The organism is Streptomyces alboniger (genome assembly GCF_008704395.1).
Lineage (GTDB): Bacteria > Actinomycetota > Actinomycetes > Streptomycetales > Streptomycetaceae > Streptomyces > Streptomyces alboniger.
In genome coordinates, this window is the sequence record NZ_CP023695.1 from 5,911,020 (window position 1) to 5,932,877 (window position 21,858).

Annotated in this window: 12 protein-coding genes; 9 read left to right on the forward strand and 3 right to left on the reverse strand. The window is 70.6% G+C overall.

The genetic code is table 11. The features are described 5' to 3' along the window. Window positions 1-101 precede the first annotated feature (101 nt). The 9 genes from CP975_RS26470 (at window position 102) to CP975_RS26510 (ending at window position 14,621) form a co-directional block, all read left to right on the forward strand. Window positions 102-5,603: a HAMP domain-containing protein gene (locus tag CP975_RS26470; RefSeq protein ID WP_150477411.1), complete on the forward strand. Its 5,502-nt coding sequence runs from the start codon at window positions 102-104 to the stop codon at window positions 5,601-5,603. A 244-nt stretch (window positions 5,604-5,847) separates the two neighbouring features. Further along, window positions 5,848-6,531, forward strand: coding sequence for a response regulator (locus tag CP975_RS26475; RefSeq protein ID WP_055529774.1), 684 nt, complete (start codon window positions 5,848-5,850; stop codon window positions 6,529-6,531). A 125-nt stretch (window positions 6,532-6,656) separates the two neighbouring features. Then, a complete protein-coding gene (locus CP975_RS26480) occupies window positions 6,657-9,431 on the forward strand; it encodes a DNA translocase FtsK (RefSeq protein ID WP_150477412.1) in 2,775 nt (924 codons plus the stop codon). Between the two features lie 211 nt (window positions 9,432-9,642). After that, a complete protein-coding gene (locus tag CP975_RS26485) occupies window positions 9,643-10,545 on the forward strand; it encodes a helix-turn-helix domain-containing protein (protein ID WP_055529768.1) in 903 nt (300 codons plus the stop codon). Between the two features lie 139 nt (window positions 10,546-10,684). Next, a complete protein-coding gene (gene rimO, locus CP975_RS26490; RefSeq protein ID WP_055529766.1) occupies window positions 10,685-12,166 on the forward strand; it encodes a 30S ribosomal protein S12 methylthiotransferase RimO in 1,482 nt (493 codons plus the stop codon). Next, complete coding sequence (gene pgsA, locus CP975_RS26495; RefSeq protein ID WP_055529764.1) at window positions 12,163-12,864, forward strand: CDP-diacylglycerol--glycerol-3-phosphate 3-phosphatidyltransferase; 702 nt, start codon at window positions 12,163-12,165, stop codon at window positions 12,862-12,864. Before rimO ends, pgsA begins: the two co-directional genes overlap by 4 nt. Further along, a complete protein-coding gene (locus tag CP975_RS26500; RefSeq protein ID WP_246201635.1) occupies window positions 12,861-13,442 on the forward strand; it encodes a CinA family protein in 582 nt (193 codons plus the stop codon). The genes pgsA and CP975_RS26500 overlap by 4 nt, the downstream gene beginning before the upstream one ends. A 109-nt stretch (window positions 13,443-13,551) precedes the next feature. Then, window positions 13,552-13,926: a helix-turn-helix domain-containing protein gene (locus tag CP975_RS26505; RefSeq protein ID WP_055529762.1), complete on the forward strand. Its 375-nt coding sequence runs from the start codon at window positions 13,552-13,554 to the stop codon at window positions 13,924-13,926. Window positions 13,927-14,150: 224 nt separating this feature from the next. Continuing rightward, complete coding sequence (locus CP975_RS26510) at window positions 14,151-14,621, forward strand: Dps family protein (RefSeq protein ID WP_055529759.1); 471 nt, start codon at window positions 14,151-14,153, stop codon at window positions 14,619-14,621. Between the two features lie 513 nt (window positions 14,622-15,134). Here the strand turns inward: CP975_RS26510 and CP975_RS26520 are convergent. The 3 genes from CP975_RS26520 to CP975_RS26530 form a co-directional block, all read right to left on the reverse strand. Next, window positions 15,135-15,965, reverse strand: a complete 831-nt coding sequence (locus tag CP975_RS26520; protein WP_150477413.1) for an SDR family NAD(P)-dependent oxidoreductase — start codon at window positions 15,963-15,965, stop codon at window positions 15,135-15,137. A 32-nt stretch (window positions 15,966-15,997) separates the two neighbouring features. After that, window positions 15,998-16,798 (reverse strand): DNA-formamidopyrimidine glycosylase family protein, encoded by an 801-nt coding sequence (locus tag CP975_RS26525; RefSeq protein ID WP_150477414.1) that lies wholly within the window; start codon window positions 16,796-16,798, stop codon window positions 15,998-16,000. 225 nt (window positions 16,799-17,023) lie between these two features. Beyond that, a complete protein-coding gene (locus tag CP975_RS26530) occupies window positions 17,024-21,709 on the reverse strand; it encodes an ATP-dependent helicase (RefSeq protein ID WP_055529134.1) in 4,686 nt (1,561 codons plus the stop codon). Between the last annotated feature and the right edge of the window lie 149 nt (window positions 21,710-21,858).

A 21,858-nucleotide genomic window follows, 5' to 3' on the forward strand; every position in this document is an offset into this window, starting at 1 on the left:
ACTGTTATGGCCTGGTTCGGCCATGGTGAAACACTGGGCAAGCTTCATGGAGACAGCCTGAGCGGCCCAAGCAGTAGGTCAACCCTTGCGGGAGGGACACAGTGGAGTCTGGCGCAGCGACGCGGGGCACTAAGACGCGCGCGAAAGACGGACAGTCCCTGAACAAACAGCGCAAACCGCGCAATGGGGCGACTGCTTCCGTGGACGCGGCGGCCCTGAATCGGCTGCTCGCGGCCCTGGTGGCGATGCGGGACGGCAATTTCCGCAAGCGGCTCACGGTCTCCGGCGACGACGTGATGTCGCAGATCGCCGCTGTCTTCAACGAGGTCGCTGACCGGAACCTGCACCTGACGGGTGAGCTTTCGCGGGTGCGGCGCATGGTCGGACGTGAGGGAAAACTCACGGAACGGCTTGAGGGCGGAGCGAGCGAGGGCTCGTGGGCCGCCGCGATCGAGGCGTCGAACGCCCTCGTCGATGATCTTGTACGTCCCGTCTCCGAGGTCGGCCGGGTTCTCTCCGCGGTGGCGGAGGGCGACCTGGAGCAGCGCATGGAGCTGCGGGCGCAGTCGGTGGACGGGAACGGCCATCCGCTGCGCGGGGAGTTCCTGAAGGTCGGGCGGACGGTCAACAACCTCGTCGACCAGCTCTCCACCTTCACCGACGAGGTCACGCGCGTGGCCAGCGAGGTCGGCACCGAGGGCAAGCTGGGCGGCCAGGCCAGGGTGCGAGGGATGTCCGGTTCGTGGAAGGACCTCACGGACTCGGTGAACACCATGGCGTACCGCCTGACCGCGCAGGTGCGGGACATCGCGCTGGTGACGACGGCCGTGGCGAAGGGCGACTTGTCCCGGAAGGTCACGGTTCATGTCGCGGGCGAGATGCTGGAGCTGAAGAACACCGTCAACACGATGGTGGACCAGCTCTCCTCGTTCTCCTCCGAGGTGACCCGGGTGGCCCGCGAGGTGGGCACGGAGGGTGAGCTGGGCGGCCAGGCGCAGGTGCCCGGTGTGGCCGGCGTGTGGAAGGACCTCACCGATTCGGTGAACCTCATGGCCGGCAATCTGACCGCGCAGGTGCGCGGGATCGCGCAGGTGACGACGGCGGTCGCCAACGGCGACCTGTCGCAGAAGGTCACGGTGAGCGCGCGTGGCGAGGTGGCCCAGCTCGCCGAGACGATCAACCAGATGACCGAGACGCTGCGTACGTTCGCGGACGAGGTCACGCGCGTGGCCAACGAGGTCGGAGCCGAGGGACAGCTCGGCGGCCAGGCCAATGTGCCGGGCGCCGCGGGGACGTGGAAGGACCTCACCGACTCGGTCAACACGGTCTTCCGCAACCTCACCACGCAGGTGCGGGACATCGCGCAGGTGACGACGGCGGTGGCGAACGGCGATCTGTCGCAGAAGGTCACCGTCGATGTCGCGGGCGAGATGCTCGAGTTGAAGAACACCGTGAACACGATGGTGGACCAGCTCTCCGCCTTCGGTTCCGAAGTCACGCGGGTGGCGCGGGAGATCGGCGTCGAGGGTGAGCTGGGCGGCCAGGCGCAGGTGCAGGGCGCGGCCGGGACGTGGAAGGACCTCACCGACTCGGTGAACACCGCCTTCCGCAACCTCACCGGTCAGGTGCGCAACATCGCGCAGGTGACGACGGCGGTGGCGAACGGCGATCTGTCGCAGAAGGTCACGGTGGACGTCTCCGGAGAGATGCTCCAGCTGAAGAACACCGTGAACACGATGGTGGACCAGCTGTCGTCCTTCGCCGACCAGGTCACGCGCATGGCGCGCGACGTGGGCACCGAGGGCCGCCTCGGTGGGCAGGCGCGCGTGGACGGCGTGAGCGGTACGTGGAAGGACCTCACCGACTCCGTCAACTTCATGGCGGGCAACCTGACGTCGCAGGTGCGCCAGATCGCCCAGGTGACGACGGCCGTGGCGCGCGGTGACCTCTCCCAGAAGATCGAGGTCGACGCGCGTGGCGAGATCCTTGAGCTGAAGAACACCATCAACACGATGGTCGACCAGCTCTCCGCCTTCGCCGATCAGGTGACCCGGGTGGCCCGTGAGGTGGGCACGGAGGGGCGTCTGGGAGGCCAGGCGCAGGTGCCGGGCGTGGCCGGTGTGTGGCGGGACCTGACGGACTCCGTGAACGGCATGGCCGGGAACCTCACCGCGCAGGTGCGCAACATCGCGCAGGTCGCGACGGCGGTGGCCCGCGGTGACCTGTCGCAGAAGATCGACGTGGACGCGCGTGGCGAGATCCTTGAGCTGAAGAACACCCTGAACACGATGGTCGACCAGCTGTCCGCCTTCGCCGAACAGGTGACCCGGGTCTCCCGCGAGGTGGGCACGGACGGCATCCTCGGCGGCCAGGCCGAGGTCCAGGGCGTCTCGGGTACCTGGAAGGACCTCACGCAGTCCGTGAACGGCATGGCGAACAACCTCACCCTCCAGGTGCGCAACATCGCCGAGGTCACCACGGCCGTCGCCATGGGCGACCTCTCCAAGAAGATCACCGTCGACGCGAAGGGCGAGATCCTCGAACTCGTCACGACCGTCAACACCATGGTCGACCAGCTGTCCTCGTTCGCCGAGCAGGTCACGCGCGTGGCCCGCGAGGTGGGCACCGAGGGGCAGCTCGGCGGCCAGGCGCGGGTGCCGGGCGTCACCGGCATCTGGAAGGACCTGAGCGACAACGTCAACCTGATGGCCAACAACCTGACCAGCCAGGTGCGGAACATCTCCCAGGTCTCTGCGGCGGTCGCCAACGGAGACCTCACCAAGAAGGTCACGGTCGAGGCGCGCGGCGAGGTCGCGCAGCTCGCCGACACGGTCAACACGATGGTGACGACGCTGTCCTCGTTCGCCGACGAGGTCACGCGCGTCGCCCGTGAGGTGGGTACGGACGGCATCCTGGGCGGTCAGGCACGCGTGCCGGGCGTCTCCGGTACGTGGAAGGACCTCACCGAGTCCGTGAACTCGATGGCGTCCAACCTGACCGGCCAGGTCCGCAACATCGCGATGGTCACGACCGCGATCGCCAAGGGCGATCTCACCAAGAAGATCGACATCGACGCCCGGGGCGAGATCCTGGAGCTCAAGACGACCATCAACACGATGGTCGACCAGCTGTCGTCGTTCGCCGAGCAGGTCACCCGGGTCGCCCGCGAGGTGGGCACGGAGGGCCAGCTGGGCGGCCAGGCACGCGTGCGTGACGTCGACGGCACCTGGCGCGACCTGACCGAGTCCGTGAACGAGATGGCCGGGAACCTCACCCGCCAGGTGCGCGCGATCGCGAAGGTCGCCACCGCGGTGACCCGGGGCGACCTCAACCTCAAGATCGAGGTCGACGCGGCGGGCGAGATCCAGGTCCTCCAGGACAACATCAACACGATGATCGCGAACCTCCGCGACACCACCCTCGCCAACAAGGAACAGGACTGGCTGAAGGGCAACCTCGCGCGGATCTCCGGTCTGATGCAGGGCCGCCGCGACCTGGAGGATGTCGCCTCGCTGATCATGAGCGAGCTGACGCCGGTGGTCTCGGCGCAGCACGGCGCGTTCTTCCTGGCGATGCCCACGGACGACGGCAAGGATCTCGGGGGCGACCACGAGGACGCGTACGAGCTGCGCATGCTCGGCAGTTACGGCTACTCCATGGGGTCCATGCCGACGTCCTTCCGGCCCGGCGAGACGCTGATCGGCACGGCGGCCAAGGAGCGGCGCACGATCCTCGTGGAGAACGCGCCCTCCGGCTACCTGCGGATCGCGTCCGGCCTCGGAGAGGCGCCCCCGGCGCAGGTCATCGTGCTTCCGGTGCTCTTCGAAGGGACCGTGCTCGGCGTGATCGAACTGGCCGCGTTCCAGCCCTTCACGCAGATCCAGAAGGACTTCCTGAACCAGATCGCCGAGATGATCGCGACGAGCGTCAACACCATCAGCGTCAATACGAAGACCGAGGTGCTGCTCAAGCAGTCGCAGGAGCTGACCGAGCAACTACGGGAGCGGTCGGCCGAGTTGGAGAACCGGCAGAAGGCGCTCCAGGACTCGAACGCGGAGCTGGAGGAGAAGGCCGAGCTGCTGGCCCAGCAGAACCGCGACATCGAGGTCAAGAACACCGAGATCGAAGAGGCCCGGCAGGTTCTGGAGGAGCGTGCCGAGCAGCTCGCGGTCTCGATGCGCTACAAGTCCGAGTTCCTGGCGAACATGTCGCACGAGCTGCGCACACCGCTCAACTCCCTGCTGATCCTCGCCAAGTTGCTCGCCGACAACGCCGACTCGAACCTCACCCCCAAGCAGGTGGAGTTCGCCGAGACGATCCATGGGGCGGGGTCGGACCTGCTCCAGCTCATCAACGACATCCTCGACCTGTCGAAGGTCGAGGCGGGCAAGATGGACGTCTCCCCGACGCGTATCGCCCTGGTCCAACTCGTCGACTACGTAGAGGCCACGTTCCGTCCGCTGACCGCGGAGAAGGGGCTCGACTTCTCCGTACGCGTGTCCCCGGAATTGCCCGCGACGCTGCACACGGACGAACAGCGACTGCTCCAGGTGCTGCGCAACCTCCTGTCGAACGCGGTGAAGTTCACCGACTCCGGAGCGGTCGAGCTGGTGATCCGGCACGCCAACAACGACGTGCCCAACGCGATCCGCGAACAGCTCCTGGAGGCGGGCTCCCTGCGGGACGCGGGCGCCGACCTGATCGCCTTCTCCGTGACGGACACCGGCATCGGAATCGCGGCCAGCAAGATGCGGGTCATCTTCGAGGCCTTCAAGCAGGCCGATGGCACGACCAGCCGCAAGTACGGCGGCACGGGCCTCGGCCTGTCCATCAGCCGGGAGATCGCGCGGCTGCTCGGCGGTGAGATCCACGCCCAGAGCGAACCGGGCCGCGGCTCGACCTTCACGCTCTATTTGCCCCTGCACCCGAGCGAACTGCCTCCCCAGGGTTACGCGCAGCTCGCGCCCGTGCCCTCCACGGCGGAACTGCCCGCCCCGGAGGGCCCCACGAGGGCGCCCGAGACCCCGGAGCAGGACGGCGCCCCCGCGGCGCGCCAGGAGGCTCCCGCGGGCCCGGCGGCGCTCTTCAGGCGCCGCCGTCGCTCGGCGCCGGAGCAGCAGCCGCACGCGCTGCCGGGGCAGCCGGCGGGGGGCCAGGACGAGCGGCCGCAGGAGCAGTGGGCCGCCCCGGAGCAGGAGGCTGCGCCCGCGCGGCCCGGCTTCCATTTCGAGGGGGAGAAGGTCCTGATCGTCGACGACGACATCCGCAACGTCTTCGCGCTCACGAGCGTCCTGGAGCAGCACGGCCTCTCGGTGCTCTACGCGGAGAACGGCCGCGAGGGGATCGAAGTCCTGGAGCAGCACGACGACGTGACGGTCGTTCTGATGGACATCATGATGCCCGAGATGGACGGCTACGCGACGACGACGGCGATCCGCAGGATGCCGCAGTTCGCCGGGCTGCCGATCATCGCGCTCACGGCGAAGGCGATGAAGGGCGACCGGGAGAAGGCGATCGACTCCGGAGCTTCCGACTACGTGACGAAGCCGGTCGATCCGGATCACCTGTTGTCAGTGATGGAGCAGTGGATGCGCGGTCAATGACCGAGAACCGGCTTCGTCACACGGAGTTGCTGACACAGTGTGGCCGAGGTCGTGTAGAACGGCGGTATTCGGGGAACCTTCTGGTCTCCCACCGCGTTTCTGCTACGTGCACAGTGACATCGCGGTGACAGGGTGTGGCGACAGGCGGGGTGCGGCTACCATGACCGGCACAAGGACGGGCGGCGCAAGGGAGTCGTCCTCTGGGGCGGCGCCCGGTGTACCGCCGGGGCGAGGAGGGCGGGCCATGGTGCAGAAGGCCAAGATCCTCCTGGTCGATGACCGGCCGGAGAATCTGCTGGCGCTGGAGGCCATCCTCTCTGCGCTCGATCAGACACTGGTGCGGGCATCGTCCGGGGAGGAAGCGCTCAAAGCACTACTCACGGACGACTTCGCGGTCATTCTGCTGGACGTCCAGATGCCAGGAATGGACGGTTTCGAAACGGCCGCGCACATCAAGCGGCGGGAGCGGACCCGGGACATTCCGATCATCTTCCTCACCGCCATCAACCACGGGCCGCACCACACGTTCCGCGGCTACGCGGCGGGCGCGGTGGACTACATCTCCAAGCCGTTCGACCCGTGGGTGCTGCGCGCGAAGGTCTCGGTCTTCGTCGAGCTGTACATGAAGAACTGCCAACTGCGGGAGCAGGCCGCCCTGCTGCGCCTCCAGCTCGAAGGGGGCGGCAAGGCCGACCAGGGCGGCGCGAAGGAGCCCGCGGGCCTCCTCGCCGAACTGTCCGCGCGCCTCGCGGCCGTCGAGGAGCAGGCCGAAGCGCTCTCCAAGCAGCTGGACGACGAGTCGGCGGACGCGGCCGCGGTGGCCACCGCCGCCCATCTCGAACGCAAACTCACCGGCCTGCGGCGCGCTCTTGACGCCCTGGAACCGGGCACCGGCAGCGGCGCCCCCTCGGTCCCCTCGCAGAACTGACGCGGCAGGTCGCCCCGCGGCTCCGGTGAACGCCCGTCAGTTCACCGCCCCCGCAAGGGCGACACGAACGGGTGAAGCAGTAGGCACACGTGTCCGCAGTGGTAGACAACGGTAACCTCACACCCATGGCCTCACGTCAGTCCGCAGCCAAGAAGACGCCCGCGAAGAAGGCGGCCGCGCCGACGAAGGCTCCGGCGAAGAAGGCCGCTGCCAGACCGCCCGCGAGGAAGACCGCGGCCAAGAAGGCGCCCGCGAAGAGGGCCCCGGCGAAAAAAGCCGTGGTGAAGAAGCCCGCGCCCCGGCCCGCACCCAGCCCCACCGGGGGCCTGTACCGCGTGGTGCGGGCCGTCTGGCTCGGCCTCGCGCACGCGGTCGGCGCCATGTTCCGCGGCATAGGGCGCGGGGCGAAGGGCCTCGACCCGGCGCACCGCAAGGACGGCCTCGCGCTGCTGCTGCTCGGCGTCGCTCTGATCGTCGCGGCGGGCACCTGGTCGAATCTGCGGGGCCCCGTCGGTGATCTCGTCGAGGTCCTGGTGACCGGGGCCTTCGGCCGCCTCGATCTGCTCGTACCGCTGCTCCTCGGTGCCATCGCCGTGCGCCTCATCCGCCATCCGGAGCAGCCCGAGGCGAACGGCCGCATCGTGATCGGCCTGTCCGCCCTGGTCATCGGGGTCCTCGGACAGGTTCACGTCGCGTGCGGCTCACCCGCCCGCAGCGACGGGATGCAGGCGATAAGGGACGCGGGCGGGCTGATCGGCTGGGGCGCCTCCACACCGCTGATCTTCACCATGGGCGAGATCCTGGCGGTGCCGCTCCTGGTGCTGCTCACCGTCTTCGGTCTGCTCGTCGTCACGGCGACGCCCGTCAACGCCATCCCGCAGCGGCTGCGGCTGCTCGGCATCAAGCTCGGCGTGATCCAGGCGGAGCCCATGGCCGACGAGTTCCTCGACGACGACGAGCGCTACGACGAGCAGTGGCGCGAGGCGCTGCCCGCTCGCACCGCGCGCCGGCGCTCCGTCGCCCCCGAGGCGTACGCCCCCGACGACGCCGAGGAGGAGGCGCTCTCCAAGCGCCGCAGGCCGCGCAGGGCGTCCGTGCAGCCGGACATGGGCCGGCCGCTGGACGCCGTGGACGTGGCGGCCGCCGCGGCCGCCGACCTCGACGGGGCCGTCCTGCACGGCATGCCGCCCTCGCCGCTGGTCGCCGACCTGACCCAGGGCGTCTCGGGGGAGCGTGAGGGGCGCGAGGAGCGCGAGCGTACGGCCCCTGTGCCGCCCGCGCGCGCCACGGACGCCCCGGTGCCCGGCAAGCTCAAGAAGAAGCCGCAGGCGCCCGCCGAGGGCGTCGTACCGGACCTCACCAAGTCCCCGCCCGACGCCCCGCGCGAACTCCCGGCGCGCGCCGAGCAGCTCCAGCTCGCCGGCGACATCACGTACGCGCTGCCCTCGCTGGACCTCCTGGAGCGCGGCGGGCCCGGCAAGACGCGCAGCGCCGCCAACGACGCGGTCGTGGCCTCGCTGACGAACGTGTTCACGGAGTTCAAGGTCGACGCGGTCGTCACCGGCTTCACGCGCGGCCCGACGGTCACGCGCTACGAGATCGAGCTGGGCCCCGCCGTGAAGGTCGAGAAGATCACGGCGCTGGCCAAGAACATCGCGTACGCGGTCGCCTCCCCGGACGTGCGGATCATCTCGCCGATCCCCGGCAAGTCCGCGGTCGGCATCGAGATCCCCAACACCGACCGCGAGATGGTCAACGTGGGCGACGTGCTGCGCCTCGCGGACGCGGCCGAGGACGACCACCCGATGCTGGTCGCGCTCGGCAAGGACGTCGAGGGCGGCTATGTCATGGCCAACATGGCGAAGATGCCGCACATCCTGGTGGCCGGAGCCACCGGATCGGGTAAGTCCTCGTGCATCAACTGCCTGATCACTTCGATCATGATAAGAGCGACGCCCGAGGACGTGCGGATGGTCCTCGTCGACCCCAAGCGCGTCGAGCTGACGGCGTACGAGGGCATCCCGCACCTGATCACGCCGATCATCACCAACCCCAAGAAGGCCGCCGAGGCGCTCCAGTGGGTCGTACGCGAGATGGATCTGCGCTACGACGACCTCGCCGCGTTCGGCTACCGGCACATCGACGACTTCAACCAGGCCGTCCGCGAGGGCAAGCTCAAGACGCCCGAGGGCAGTGAGCGGGAGCTCCAGGCGTATCCGTATCTGCTGGTGATCGTCGACGAGCTGGCCGACCTGATGATGGTCGCGCCGCGCGACGTCGAGGACTCGATCGTGCGCATCACGCAGCTCGCGCGCGCGGCCGGCATCCACCTGGTGCTCGCCACGCAGCGGCCCTCCGTGGACGTCGTGACCGGTCTGATCAAGGCGAACGTCCCTTCGCGGCTCGCCTTCGCGACCTCCTCCCTCGCCGACAGCCGGGTCATCCTCGACCAACCGGGTGCGGAGAAGCTCATCGGAAAGGGTGACGGCCTCTTCCTGCCGATGGGGGCGAACAAGCCCACCCGAATGCAGGGCGCCTTCGTCACCGAGGACGAGATCCACGCGGTGGTCCAGCACTGCAAGGACCAGATGGCGCCCGTCTTCCGCGACGACGTCACCGTCGGCACCCAGCAGAAGAAGGAGATCGACGAGGACATCGGCGATGACCTCGATCTGCTGTGCCAGGCCGCTGAGCTGGTCGTATCCACCCAGTTCGGGTCCACATCGATGCTCCAGCGCAAGCTGCGCGTCGGCTTCGCCAAGGCCGGACGGCTGATGGACCTCATGGAGTCGCGCTCCATCGTGGGCCCGAGCGAGGGCTCCAAGGCACGTGACGTTCTTGTGAAACCCGATGAGCTGGACGGCGTGCTCGCCGTGATCCGGGGGGAGGCTCAGCCGTAGGGAAGGGGAGGCTCACCCGTAAGGAATCGGGAGGCAACCGTTTCCCTTCGGCACACGTCAAGTTGAAAGAGACGACAGCACGACGTCCCGCCATCAGGACGTCCGGCCATTCTGATGGCGTACAAAGTCCGTCCGCCCAGTTGCCCCACTCTTTCTCGGGCCCCCTAAACTGAACCTCCGGCAGGTGGCTACACGCTCGAAAGGCGCCCCCGTGTCCATCGGCAACTCCCCTGAAGACGACCGACCTTCGGACGACCGCCTCGACCGACTCGCCGACCCGGCAGCCGAAAGCCCGGCAGACGAAGCCCCGGCAGGCGACCGCCAGGCCGACGACCGGCCCTCGATCGGCTGTGTCCTGCGGCAGGCCCGCGTCGACGCCGGCCTGACCGTCGACGAGATCAGCACCTCCACCCGGGTGCGCATCCCCATCGTGCACGCGATCGAGCAGGACGACTTCTCGCGCTGCGGCGGCGATGTGTACGCCCGCGGCCACATCAGGACCCTGGCGCGCGCCGTCGGGCTCGATCCCGCCCCGCTGCTCGCGCGGTACGACGAGGGCCACGGCGGCCACCCGCCCGCGCCCACCCCGGCGGCGCCCCTCTTCGAGGCCGAGCGCATCCGCTCCGACCCGCGCCGGCCGAACTGGACCGCGGCCATGGTCGCCGCGATCGTCGCGGTGATCGGCTTCGTCGGATTCACCGCGTTCAACGGCGGAGACGAGAACGACGGGTCGCAGTCGGTCGCCGAGGGCTCCACACCCGCCTCCACCAAGCCCGCGGATAAGCCCAAGCCCAACAAGCCCGCCGACCCCAAGCCCGACCCGTCGGACAGCGCCATCGCCGGCGTGCCGCGCGACAAGGTCACGGTCAAGGTCGACGCCGCGGACGGCCGCAGCTGGATCTCCGCCAAGGACCACAACGGCCGCACCCTCTTCGACGGCGTCCTGGAGCAGGGCCAGGCCAAGACGTTCCAGGACAAGCAGAAGATCGACCTCGTCCTCGGCGACGCGGGTGCGATCAACCTGTACGTGAACGGCAAGCCGGTCGCGAACGAATTCGAGCCCGGCACGGTGGAGCGCCTCACCTACACGAAGGGTGACCCGGAAGTCGGCTGACCGGCCTCCTCCGGGGCGGCTGACCAGCGAAGCGGCACGGATCGCGGTGACGTCCGGGTGACGTGCCGGGGGCCGTGGGCCGACCGCCGGGTAACCCTGGCGGCGGGGGCCGCGGCGTGGACGAAGTAGTCTTGAGAGCATGCCCGAACGCCGCACCGTCGCCCTTGTCACTCTTGGCTGCGCCCGTAACGAGGTGGACTCGGAGGAGCTCGCAGGCCGCTTGGAGGCGGATGGCTGGCAGCTCGTCGAGGACGCCGAGGACGCGGATGTCGCCGTCGTCAACACCTGCGGCTTCGTCGAAGCCGCCAAGAAGGACTCCGTCGACGCCCTGCTCGAAGCCAATGACCTCAAGGGCCACGGCAAGACCCAGGCCGTCGTCGCGGTCGGCTGCATGGCCGAGCGCTACGGCAAGGAACTCGCCGAGGCGCTGCCCGAGGCCGACGGTGTGCTCGGGTTCGACGACTACTCCGACATCTCCAGTCGGCTCCAGACCATCCTGAGCGGCGGCAGTGTCGAGGCGCACACCCCGCGTGACCGGCGCAAGCTCCTGCCCATCAGCCCCGCGGAGCGGCAGGGCGCCGGTGCCGGGATCGCCCTGCCCGGGCACGCCCCCGTAGAGGCCCCGGAGCCCCCCAAGGACCTGCCCGAGGGTGTCGCGCCCGCCTCGGGACCGCGCGCCCCGCTGCGCCGCCGCCTCGGCAGCAACCCCGTCGCCTCCGTGAAGCTGGCCTCCGGCTGCGACCGGCGATGCTCGTTCTGCGCCATCCCGTCCTTCCGCGGCTCCTTCATCTCGCGCCGTCCCTCCGACGTCCTCGGCGAGACGCGCTGGCTCGCCGAGCAGGGCGTCAAGGAGGTCATGCTCGTATCCGAGAACAACACCTCCTACGGCAAGGACCTCGGCGACATCCGGCTCCTGGAGACGCTCCTTCCCGAGCTGGCCGCCGTCGACGGAATCGAGCGGGTGCGGGTCAGCTATTTGCAGCCCGCCGAGATGCGGCCCGGGCTCATCGACGTACTCACGTCGACGGAGAAGGTCGCCCCCTACTTCGACCTCTCCTTCCAGCACTCCGCGCCCGGCGTGCTGCGCGCGATGCGGCGCTTCGGTGACACCGACCGCTTCCTGGAGCTCCTGGAGACCATCCGGTCCAAGGCGCCGCAGGCCGGTGTCCGGTCCAACTTCATCGTCGGCTTCCCCGGCGAGACCGAGGGCGACGTCGCGGAGCTGGAGCGGTTCCTGACCGGTGCGCGCCTGGATGCCATCGGCGTCTTCGGCTACTCCGACGAGGAGGGCACCGAAGCGGCGACGTACGACGGGAAGCTGCCCCAGGACGTCGTCGACGAGCGGCTGGCGCACATCGCGCGGCTCGCCGAGGACCTGACCTCGCAGCGTGCCGAGGAGCGGCTCGGGGAGACCGTCGAGGTCCTCGTGGAGTCCCTCGACGAGGACGAGGGCCCGCTCGGCCGGGCCGCGCACCAGGCCCCGGAGACGGACGGCCAGATCCGTTTGACGGGCGCCACGGGTGGGGACGGCCTGCTGGTCGGCCGTATGGTCGTGGCAAAGGTCGTCGGCACGGAGGGCGTGGACTTGGTGGCTGAGTGTCTCGAGGAGGCCGGCAGATGACCGGAGTCCCGGCATCCGCGTCAGGCGGTTCCGGCACGCAAGGCGCTCCGGGCGCCAAGCCGGTGCGTGGCGGGAAGCTGGGTGCTGCGGCCGTCAATCAGGCCAGCCTGTGGAACGTCGCCAACCTGCTCACCATGGTCCGGCTGCTGCTCGTACCGGGCTTCGTGATGCTCCTCCTCGGCAACGGCGGACACGACCCGGCCTGGCGGTCGTTCGCCTGGGCCGCCTTCGCCGTCGCCATGATCACCGACCTCTTCGACGGGCATCTGGCACGTACATACAACCTGGTCACGGACTTCGGGAAGATCGCCGACCCCATCGCCGACAAGGCGATCATGGGTGCCGCGCTGATCTGTCTGTCCTGGCTCGGCGACCTGCCCTGGTGGGTGACCGGCGTGATTCTCGGGCGCGAGCTCGGCATCACGCTGCTGCGGTTCTGGGTGATCCGCTATGGCGTCATTCCGGCCAGTCGCGGCGGCAAGATGAAGACGCTCGCGCAGGGCACGGCGGTCGGGATGTACGTTCTCGCCCTGACGGGGCCGCTCGCGACGCTGCGGTTCTGGATGATGGCCGTCGCCGTCGTCCTGACGGTGGTGACCGGCCTCGACTATGTGAAGCAGGCCCTTGTGCTGCGCAGGCAGGGCAGGGCCGAGGAACGTACGGCGGCGTCGGAGGCCGCCCGGGAGGCCGCGAAGTGACATCCCCCGGACCCTCGGCCGTCGCGGTGTCGGCGAGCAGGCTGCTGCGCCTCCTCGCCGCCCGCGGTGAGACGCTCGCTGTCGCCGAGTCGCTGACAGGGGGCCTGGTGGCCGCCGAGATCACGGCGGCGCCGGGGGCCTCGACAGTCTTCCGGGGGTCCGTGACGGCGTACGCCACCGACCTGAAGCGGGACGTGCTCGGGGTCGACGGCACTCTGCTGGACGAACGCGGAGCCGTGGACGCCGAGGTCGCGCGGCAGATGGCGGTGGGCGTGCGCAAGGCGCTCGGTGCCGACTGGGGGATCTCGACCACCGGGGTCGCGGGGCCCGACGCCCAGGACGGAAAGCCCGTCGGGACCGTCTTCGTGGCGGTCGCAGGGCCGGGTCTGGACAGGATGCGCGGTTACGCCGATGGCGGAGCCGAGGGGAAAGTAGCCGCCCTGCGGTTGAACGGTGACCGTACGGAAATCCGTATGGAGAGTGTACGGAGCGTGCTGACGTTGCTGCTCAAGCAGCTGTCGGGCGAACCTGTAGGGAATGGGCGGGCACAGGATACGGAACAGAACGGGGGGAATTGATGTTTGCAGCCCTGAGTGAACACGACATCGCTCCCCGCACGGCCGCCGCGCAAGGCGGTACGGTGGGGCGTGAAGGATGCGGCTACGCGGTCCGAGGAGGGAGCCACCGATGATTCTGCTCCGTCGCCTGCTGGGTGACGTGCTGCGTCGGCAGCGCCAGCGCCAGGGCCGTACTCTGCGCGAAGTCTCCTCGTCCGCCCGAGTCTCGCTCGGCTATCTCTCCGAGGTGGAGCGGGGGCAGAAGGAGGCTTCCTCCGAGCTGCTTTCCGCGATCTGTGACGCGCTTGACGTACGGATGTCCGAGCTGATGCGTGAAGTGAGTGACGAGCTGTCGCTCGCCGAGCTGGCTGAGTCTGCAGCGGTCACGGAACCGGTGCGTGCGCCGGTTCGCCCGATGCTCAATTCCGTCTCCGTGGCTGGTGTGCCACCGGAACGGGTCACGATCAAGGCTCCGGCCGAGGCGGTGGACGTCGTCGCGGCGTGACGGTACTGCTGCTTGGCTGAGCGTTTGTGCGTGTCAAGGCGTTTGTGCGTGTGAAGGTCCCGACCGGGTACTCGGTCGGGACCTTCTTGCTTTGCGGGAAGGGACGGACGTCCTGTGTAGAAGCTCCCGATGGGGATAGAAGTCCTCTTAATCAGCCATATTGCAGTACTTATGCCATGGTTGATGAGGGTTTCTCTCGTTCGTCTATGAGTTGGAGGAGACAGATGTACGTCGCCAAGAGCCCGCTGTCCGACGCGGACCAGAAGACGGTCTCGGAGGCGCTCCAGGGCGCGCTGGTGGACCTGGTCGACCTGTCGCTGGTGGCCAAGCAGGTTCACTGGAACGTGATCGGCCCGCGCTTCCGCTCCGTACATCTGCAGCTCGACGAGGTCGTGGACACCGCCAGGCAGCACTCCGACACGGTGGCGGAGCGTGCCTCCACGCTCGGTGTCTCGCCCGACGGGCGCGCGGCGACCGTGGCGCAGAGCAGCGGTATCGGCAAGGTCTCCGAGGGCTGGATCAAGGACTCGGACGCGATCGGGGTCCTCGTGGACGCGCTCGGCGCGGTGATCACGCGATTCCGTGAGCGGATCGACGCGACCGGTGAGGCCGACCCGGTCAGCCAGGACATCTTCATCGGCATCACGGCCGATCTCGAGAAGCACCACTGGATGTTCCAGGCCGAGAACGGCTGAGGTTGGGTGCCAAGCGGTTGGCCTTGGGGGCGGCCCATGGGGGTCGGCCCTTGGGGCCGGCCCTTTGAAGGGGCGCTACCGCCGGGTCGGTGTCGCTGGTGGCGCGCCGTAGCGCCGCTCGGCGCTTCTGATGCCGGTGGTGCGCCCTCCCGGGGGGTGAACTCGGGCATTTAGCGTCGATCTCGCGTCGGCGGGAGGTGACAGCCGTGACAGCCGTGAGCGTGACAGCCGTGACGTGGCGGGTGGTCCGGTGGGTGCCCGCCGTCGTGATGGGCGCGCTGTGGTGGTGGGGCGTACTGCGGCTCGCCTTCGCGCCCGACGCGGGGGCCCTGGAAGGGTCCATCGCCGCCGGGGGGTGGGGGCTGAGCCTGCTCCCCGTTCACTGTGTGCCCCACTCTCAGGCCGTGCGGGCCTTGAAGGCGCGAGGTGGGGGCCGGGATCGGCGTTCCGCCGAGGGGCGGCGGATCACCAAGGCGCCGCGGGCGCGGAGCGGCAGGGCGGCGAGGGCGCGGATCACCAAGGCATGGCGACGCCGCCGTTCGGGCGGAGGATCTGGCCCGTCGTGAAGGCTGAGGCGTCGGAGGCCAGATGCAGCACGGCGTGTGCGATGTCTTCCGGTTCACCGACGCGACCCAAGGGTGACATGCGGGCCATGACTTCCCCGGTGTGGGCGTGGGGCTTCGTGTCGTGGTGGTCCGTCATGGGGGTGCGGATCCAACCCGGGGCGACGGCGTTGACCCGGATGCCGTGCGGGCCGACCTCCGTGGCGAGGGTCTTGGTGAGTTGCACGACGGCGGCCTTCGCGGCGTCGTAGCAGAGGAGGCCGGGGCCGCCGGTGTCCACGGCTCCCGAGGCCATGGTGATGATGCTGCCGCCCGTGCGGGTGTGTACGCCTGTACCTGTGGCTGTGGCTGAGGCTGCGTCGATCATGGCTCGGGCCGCCGCCTGGCATGCGTACAGGACGCCCTTGAAATTGATGTTCAGAACCCGGTCGAGGTCTTCGTCGCGGGTCTCCAGGACCGGGCTGCTGTGCATGATTCCGGCGATGGCCGCCATGATGTCGAGTCGGCCGTGCGGCGTGGCGGCGGTGGCTGTGGCGGCGGCCTGTGCGACGGCCCGGTCGACCTGTTCTCTGCCGGCGACGTCAAGTCGATGGATGTGCGCCTCGCCGCCGGCCGCCTTGATGAGCGCCGCGGTCTCGTGGAGGCCCTCGTCGTCGCGGTCGGCGCAGTGGACGGTGGCGCCCGCCTCCGCCAGGAGCAGGGCCGAGGCGCGGCCGATGCCGCTGGCGGCGCCGGTGACGAATGCGGTGCGTCCGGTGAGGTCGTACGCCTTGACGGGCATGACGGGACGGTACGGCTGGATCTGACGATCCGTCAACTGATGGGACCTCGCTGGCAGGTGGGGCACCAGTAGGTGGGGCGGCTGCGCGAACCGTCGCCCTGCTCCGCCACGCGGACCGAGGTGCCGCAGCGCAGGCAGGGGCGGGACGCGCGGCCGTAGACGTAGAGGCGCTGGCCGGGGCGGGGGCGGCCGGTGGTGGTGCGGGAGGGCTGGTGGCGGTTGGCTTCCAGGAGCTTCTTCGCGAGGGTGGGGAGGCGGGCTGCCGTCTCCTCGGGCAGCTCGCCCACGGGGAGCCAGGGGGTGACGCCCAGGAGGAAGCAGAGCTCGCTCTTGTAGACGTTGCCGATGCCCGCGAGATTGCGCTGGTCCAGGAGGGCCTCACCTAGGGGGCGCTCGGGCGTGGCCAGGAGGTTGGCCAGGGCGAGCGCGGGGTCCCAGTCGGGGCCGAGGAGGTCGGGGCCCAGGTGGCCCACGGCCTTGTCCTCGTCGGCGGTGCGGAGCAGTTCGAGGACGGGCAGGCGGTAGCCGACGGCGGTGCGTTCGGCGGTGCCGAGGATGGCCCGGATCTGGTGCCCCGGGCCGCCCCGCCAGGGCTCGCCGGGGGCGTAGATCCGCCAGGATCCGTCCATGCGGAGGTGGGAGTGCAGGGTGAGCCCGCCCTCGATGCGGGTGAGGAGGTGCTTGCCGCGGGGGGTCACGTCCAGGACGGTGCGCCCGGTGAGGTCGACCGTCGCGAGCTTCGGCACGCGCAGATCCGAACGCGTGAGGGTGTGCCCGGCGAGGGCGCTGTGCAGCCGCCCGGCTGCCTGGTGGACGGTGTCTCCTTCGGGCATGGGTCCAGGGTGGCACGCGGGTGGGGGAGGGGGCGGGAGATGGGGGCTAGGCGGGCTATGAGGGTTGTGGGGGCTGTGCCGGTGTCTTGAGGTGGGGTTAGGGGGCTGTCCCGTCGGGTGGGTGCGGGCGGGGGTGGTCCGCCCCTACGGCCGGCAGGGCGAGGCGGACCGGCGCCATCCGGAGTGAGATCCGGGTGGTGGCCCCTCTGGCGCCGTCGGAGGCCGCTACGCGCGCAGCCGCAGACCCCGGGGTGTCGCGTGGAAGCCGGCTCCTTCCAGGAGGGGGGCGAAGGGGGAGGTCAGCGCGGCGGCGGCATTGACGCGCTCCACCGTGACCGTGCCGAGGGAGCCCGCGCGGGCGGCTGAGGCCAGGGCCTCGGCGGCCGCGCGCAGCCGGGCGTCCTCGGTGACGGGCTCCTCGGGGGCTCCGGGCCAGGCCAGGAGGGTCTTGCCCCCGCGCTCCATGTACAGGGTCAGCTCGCCGTCGACCAGGACGACGAGGGAGCCTGCCTTGCGGCCGGGCTTGTGGCTTGCACCGGTCGGCGGCTCGGGCCAGGGCAGGGCTGCGCCGTACGCGTTCGCCGGGTCGGCGGCGGCGAGGACGACGGCGGCCTGGGCGTCCGAGGGGCGGGAGGTGTCCGTGCGCTCCCGGGAGTTCGCCGTGGCGCGCAGGCGGTCCACCGCCCCGTCCATCGCGAACTGGGCCGCGCCGAGCCCTTCCACGACGTAACCCCGCCGGGCCTGGCCGCTGTCCTCGAAGGCGGACAGGACGCGGTACGTCGCGGAGAAGCCGCCCTCCACGCCTTCGGCCGCCACCGCGCCGCGCGTCACCACGCCGTGCCGGTCCAGGAGGGCGCGGGCCAGGGCGTGGGCCCGCAGCGTCGGATCGGGCTCACGCGGCGGGAGCAGCGACCAGCGGCCCGCGACCGTCGGAGGTCCGGTGCGGGAAGCGGTCCGGGCGGCGGCGGTCAGTGTGCCGTAGCGCCCGCGCGGGATGCCTCGCTTGGCCCGGTGGGCCGTGGCGCCCGCGGTGCGGCCCGAGCCGAGGAGCGAGCGCATCGGGGCGAGCGTGTCGTTCGTGAGCCGTCCTGACCACGCCAGGTCCCAGATGGCGTCGGCCAGTTGTGTGTCCGAGACCTCGGGGTGGGTGGTGGCGCGGACCTGGTCGGCGATCTGGCGGAAGAACAGGCCGTACCCCCCGGAGAGGGTGTCCAGGACCGACTGGTGCAGGGCGGTGAGCTCCAGGGGGTGTGGGGGCGGCAGGAGGAGCGGCGCCGTGTCGGCCAGGTAGAGGGAGACCCAGCCGTCCTTCCCCGGCAGGGATCCGGCGCCGGCCCAGACGACCTCGCCGGCCGCGGTCAGTTCGTCGAGCATGGCGGGGGCGTAACCCGAAACGCGCGACGGCAGGACTAGCTTCTCCAGCGCGGACGCCGGGACGGTCGCCCCCTGCAACTGCTCGATGGCGCGGACCAGGCCGTCGATGCCGCGCAGGCCGTGGCCGCTCAAGTGCTGCCACTGGGGAAGGAACTGGGCGAGGGCCGACGGCGGAACCGGCTCCAACTCGTGCCGCAGGGCCGCCAGGGAGCGGCGGCGCAGGCGGCGTAGGATCGCCGCGTCGCACCACTCCTGCCCGATGCCCGCGGGGTGGAACTCTCCTTGTACGACACGGCCGTTCGCCGCGAGGCGTTGCAGCGCGCCCTCGGTGACCGCAGCTCCCAGGCCGAAGCGGGCGGCGGCGGTGGCGGTGGTGAACGGCCCGTGCGTGCGGGCGAAGCGGGCCAGGAGGTCGCCGAGGGGGTCCTTGACCGGCTCGGTGAAGGCCTCCGGGACCCCCACGGGCAGAGCCGTGCCCAGAGCGTCCCGCAGCCGGCCCGCGTCCTCGATCGCCGCCCAGTGATCGGCCCCGGCGATCCGGACCCGGATGGCGCGGCGGGCGGATGCCAGCTCAGCGGCCCACTCGGGCTCGGCGCCGCGCTCGGCCAGCTCGTCCCTGGTGAGGGGGCCGAGGAGGCGGAGCAGATCGGCGACGCCTTCGACGTCCTTGATCCGGCGGTCCTCGGTGCGCCACTGAAGCTCCTGCTCCAGCTCGGCGAGGACGTCCGCGTCGAGCAGTTCGCGCAGCTCCGCCTGGCCGAGCAGCTCCGCGAGCAGGTGGGAGTCCAGGGAGAGGGCCGCCGCACGGCGCTCGGCGAGCGGCGAGTCGCCCTCGTACAGGAACTGGGCCACGTACCCGAACAGGAGGGAGCGGGCGAACGGGGAGGGCTCGGGGGTGGTGACCTCGACGAGGCGGACGCTGCGGGCCTCGATGTCGCCCATCAGTTCTGTGAGGCCTGGTACGTCGAAGACGTCCTGGAGGCATTCCCTGACGGCCTCCAGGACGATGGGGAACGATCCGAACTCGCTGGCCACTTCGAGCAGTTGGGCGGCGCGCTGGCGCTGCTGCCACAGGGGGGTGCGCTTGCCGGGGCTGCGGCGCGGCAGCAGCAGGGCTCGGGCGGCGCACTCCCGGAAGCGGGAGGCGAACAGGGCCGAGCCGCCCACCTGGTCGGTGACGATCTGGTTGACCTCGCCCTTGTCGAAGGCGACGTCGGCGGCTCCGATGGGGGCCTTCTCCGCGTCGTACTCCACGGCGGGCTCCGTGAGGTCCGCGGGGGCCTGGTCGAGCAGGTCCAGGCCCATCAGGTCGGCGTCCGGCAGGCGCAGCACGATGCCGTCGTCGGCGTGCATGACCTGCGCGTCCATGCCGTACCGCTCGGTGAGGCGGGCGCCGAGGGCGAGGGCCCACGGGGCGTGCACCTGCGCTCCGAAGGGGGAGTGCACGACGACCCGCCAGTCGCCCAGCTCGTCACGGAACCGCTCGACGACGATCGTCCGGTCGTCCGGGATGTGCCCGCAGGCCTCGCGCTGCTCCGCGAGGTAGGTGAGGACGTTGTCGGCGGCCCAGGAGTCGAGCCCCGCGGCGAGCAGCCGCACGCGCGCGTCCTCCCGCGAAAGCGCGCCGACCTCCCTGAGGAACGCGCCGAGCGCCCGGCCCAGTTCGAGCGGGCGGCCCAGCTGATCGCCCTTCCAGAAGGGCAGGCGGCCCGGGACACCGGGGGCGGGGGAGACGAGGACGCGGTCGCGGGTGATGTCCTCGATGCGCCAGGAACTCGTGCCGAGCGTGAAGACGTCGCCGACCCGGGACTCGTAGACCATCTCCTCGTCCAGCTCTCCGACGCGGCCGCCGCCCTTCTTCGGGTCGGCGCCCGCGAGGAAGACACCGAAGAGGCCGCGGTCGGGGATCGTGCCCCCGGAGGTGACCGCGAGGCGCTGCGCGCCAGGCCGGCCGGTGACCGTGCCCGCCACGCGGTCCCAGACCACTCGGGGCCGCAGCTCCGCGAAGGCGTCGGAGGGATAGCGGCCGGCGAGCATGTCCAGGACGGCCGTGAACGCGGACTCCGGGAGCGAGGCGAAGGAGGCCGCCCGGCGGACCAGCGCGAGGAGGTCGTCGACCTGCCAGGTGTCGAGCGCGACCATCGCCACCAGCTGCTGCGCGAGTACGTCCAGGGGGTTGGCCGGGACGCGCAGCGACTCGATGGCGCCGGTCCGCATCCGCTCCGTGACGACCGCGGCCTGGACCAGGTCGCCCCGGTACTTGGGGAAGACGACGCCGGTGGAGACCGCGCCCACCTGGTGTCCCGCGCGGCCCACGCGCTGGAGCCCGGAGGCGACGGACGGCGGCGACTCGACCTGTACGACCAGGTCGACCGCGCCCATGTCGATGCCCAGCTCCAGGCTGGAGGTGGCGACCACGGCCGGCAGCCTGCCCGCCTTCAGGTCCTCCTCGACCTGGGCGCGCTGCTCCTTGGAGACCGACCCGTGGTGGGCGCGGGCCAGCAGGGGCGGGGCGCCCTTGGCGGCGCCGGACTCGGCCATCAGCTCCGCCGGGGAGTGGTCGTCGGGGAGGGCCTCGCCGGTCGCTCGCTCGTACGCGATTTCGTTGAGGCGGTTGCACAGGCGCTCGGCCAGGCGGCGGGAGTTGGCGAAGACGATCGTCGAGCGGTGCGCCTGGACGAGGTCGGTGATGCGCTCCTCGACGTGCGGCCAGATCGACGGGCGCTCGGCCGCCGCGCCCGTGCCGTCTCCGGAGTCGGCGACCGGAGAGCCGCCCAGCTCCCCGAGGTCCTCGACCGGGACCACCACCGAAAGGTCGAACTCCTTGCCGGACGGCGGCTGGACGATCTCCACCTTGCGCTTGGGGGAGAGGTAGCGCGCGACCTCGTCCACCGGCCGGACCGTCGCCGACAGGCCGATGCGGCGCGCGGGCTTCGGCAGCAGCTCGTCGAGCCGCTCCAAGGACAGCGCGAGATGGGCGCCGCGCTTGGTGCCCGCCACGGCGTGCACCTCGTCGAGGATCACCGTCTCGATGCCTGTGAGCGCGTCCCGCGTGGCGGAGGTGAGCATCAGGAAGAGCGACTCGGGGGTGGTGATCAGGATGTCCGGCGGGCGGGTGGACAGGGCGCGGCGCTCTGCGGGCGGGGTGTCGCCCGAACGGATGCCGACGCGCACCTCCGGCTCGGGCAGGCCGAGACGCACGGATTCCTGGCGGATGCCGGTCAAGGGGCTGCGCAGATTGCGCTCCACGTCGACCGCGAGGGCCTTCAGCGGTGAGACGTACAGCACCCGGCAGCGCTTCTTCGGATCCGCGGGCGGTGGGGTCGAGGCCAGCTGGTCGAGCGCGGCCAGGAACGCGGCCAGGGTCTTGCCGGATCCCGTGGGTGCGACGACCAGCACGTCGGAGCCCTCGGCGATCGCCCGCCACGCGCCGGCCTGGGCGGAGGTGGGCGCGGAGAAAGCCCCCGTGAACCAACCGCGGGTCGCGGGGGAGAACTCGTCGAGGGCGCCGTGGGCACCGGACGCGGAGCTGACCATGACCCCATCGTGCACCCCGCCACTGACAACGGCGTCGACCTGCGGAAATGGTGTCGCGCGCCGGGAGCGAGCGGCGGGCCCTGGCTGGCACTGGCTGGCCGACCCAGTGGGGTCCGGGGGGGTACGGTCTTGGATCCCCCGGGCCTACG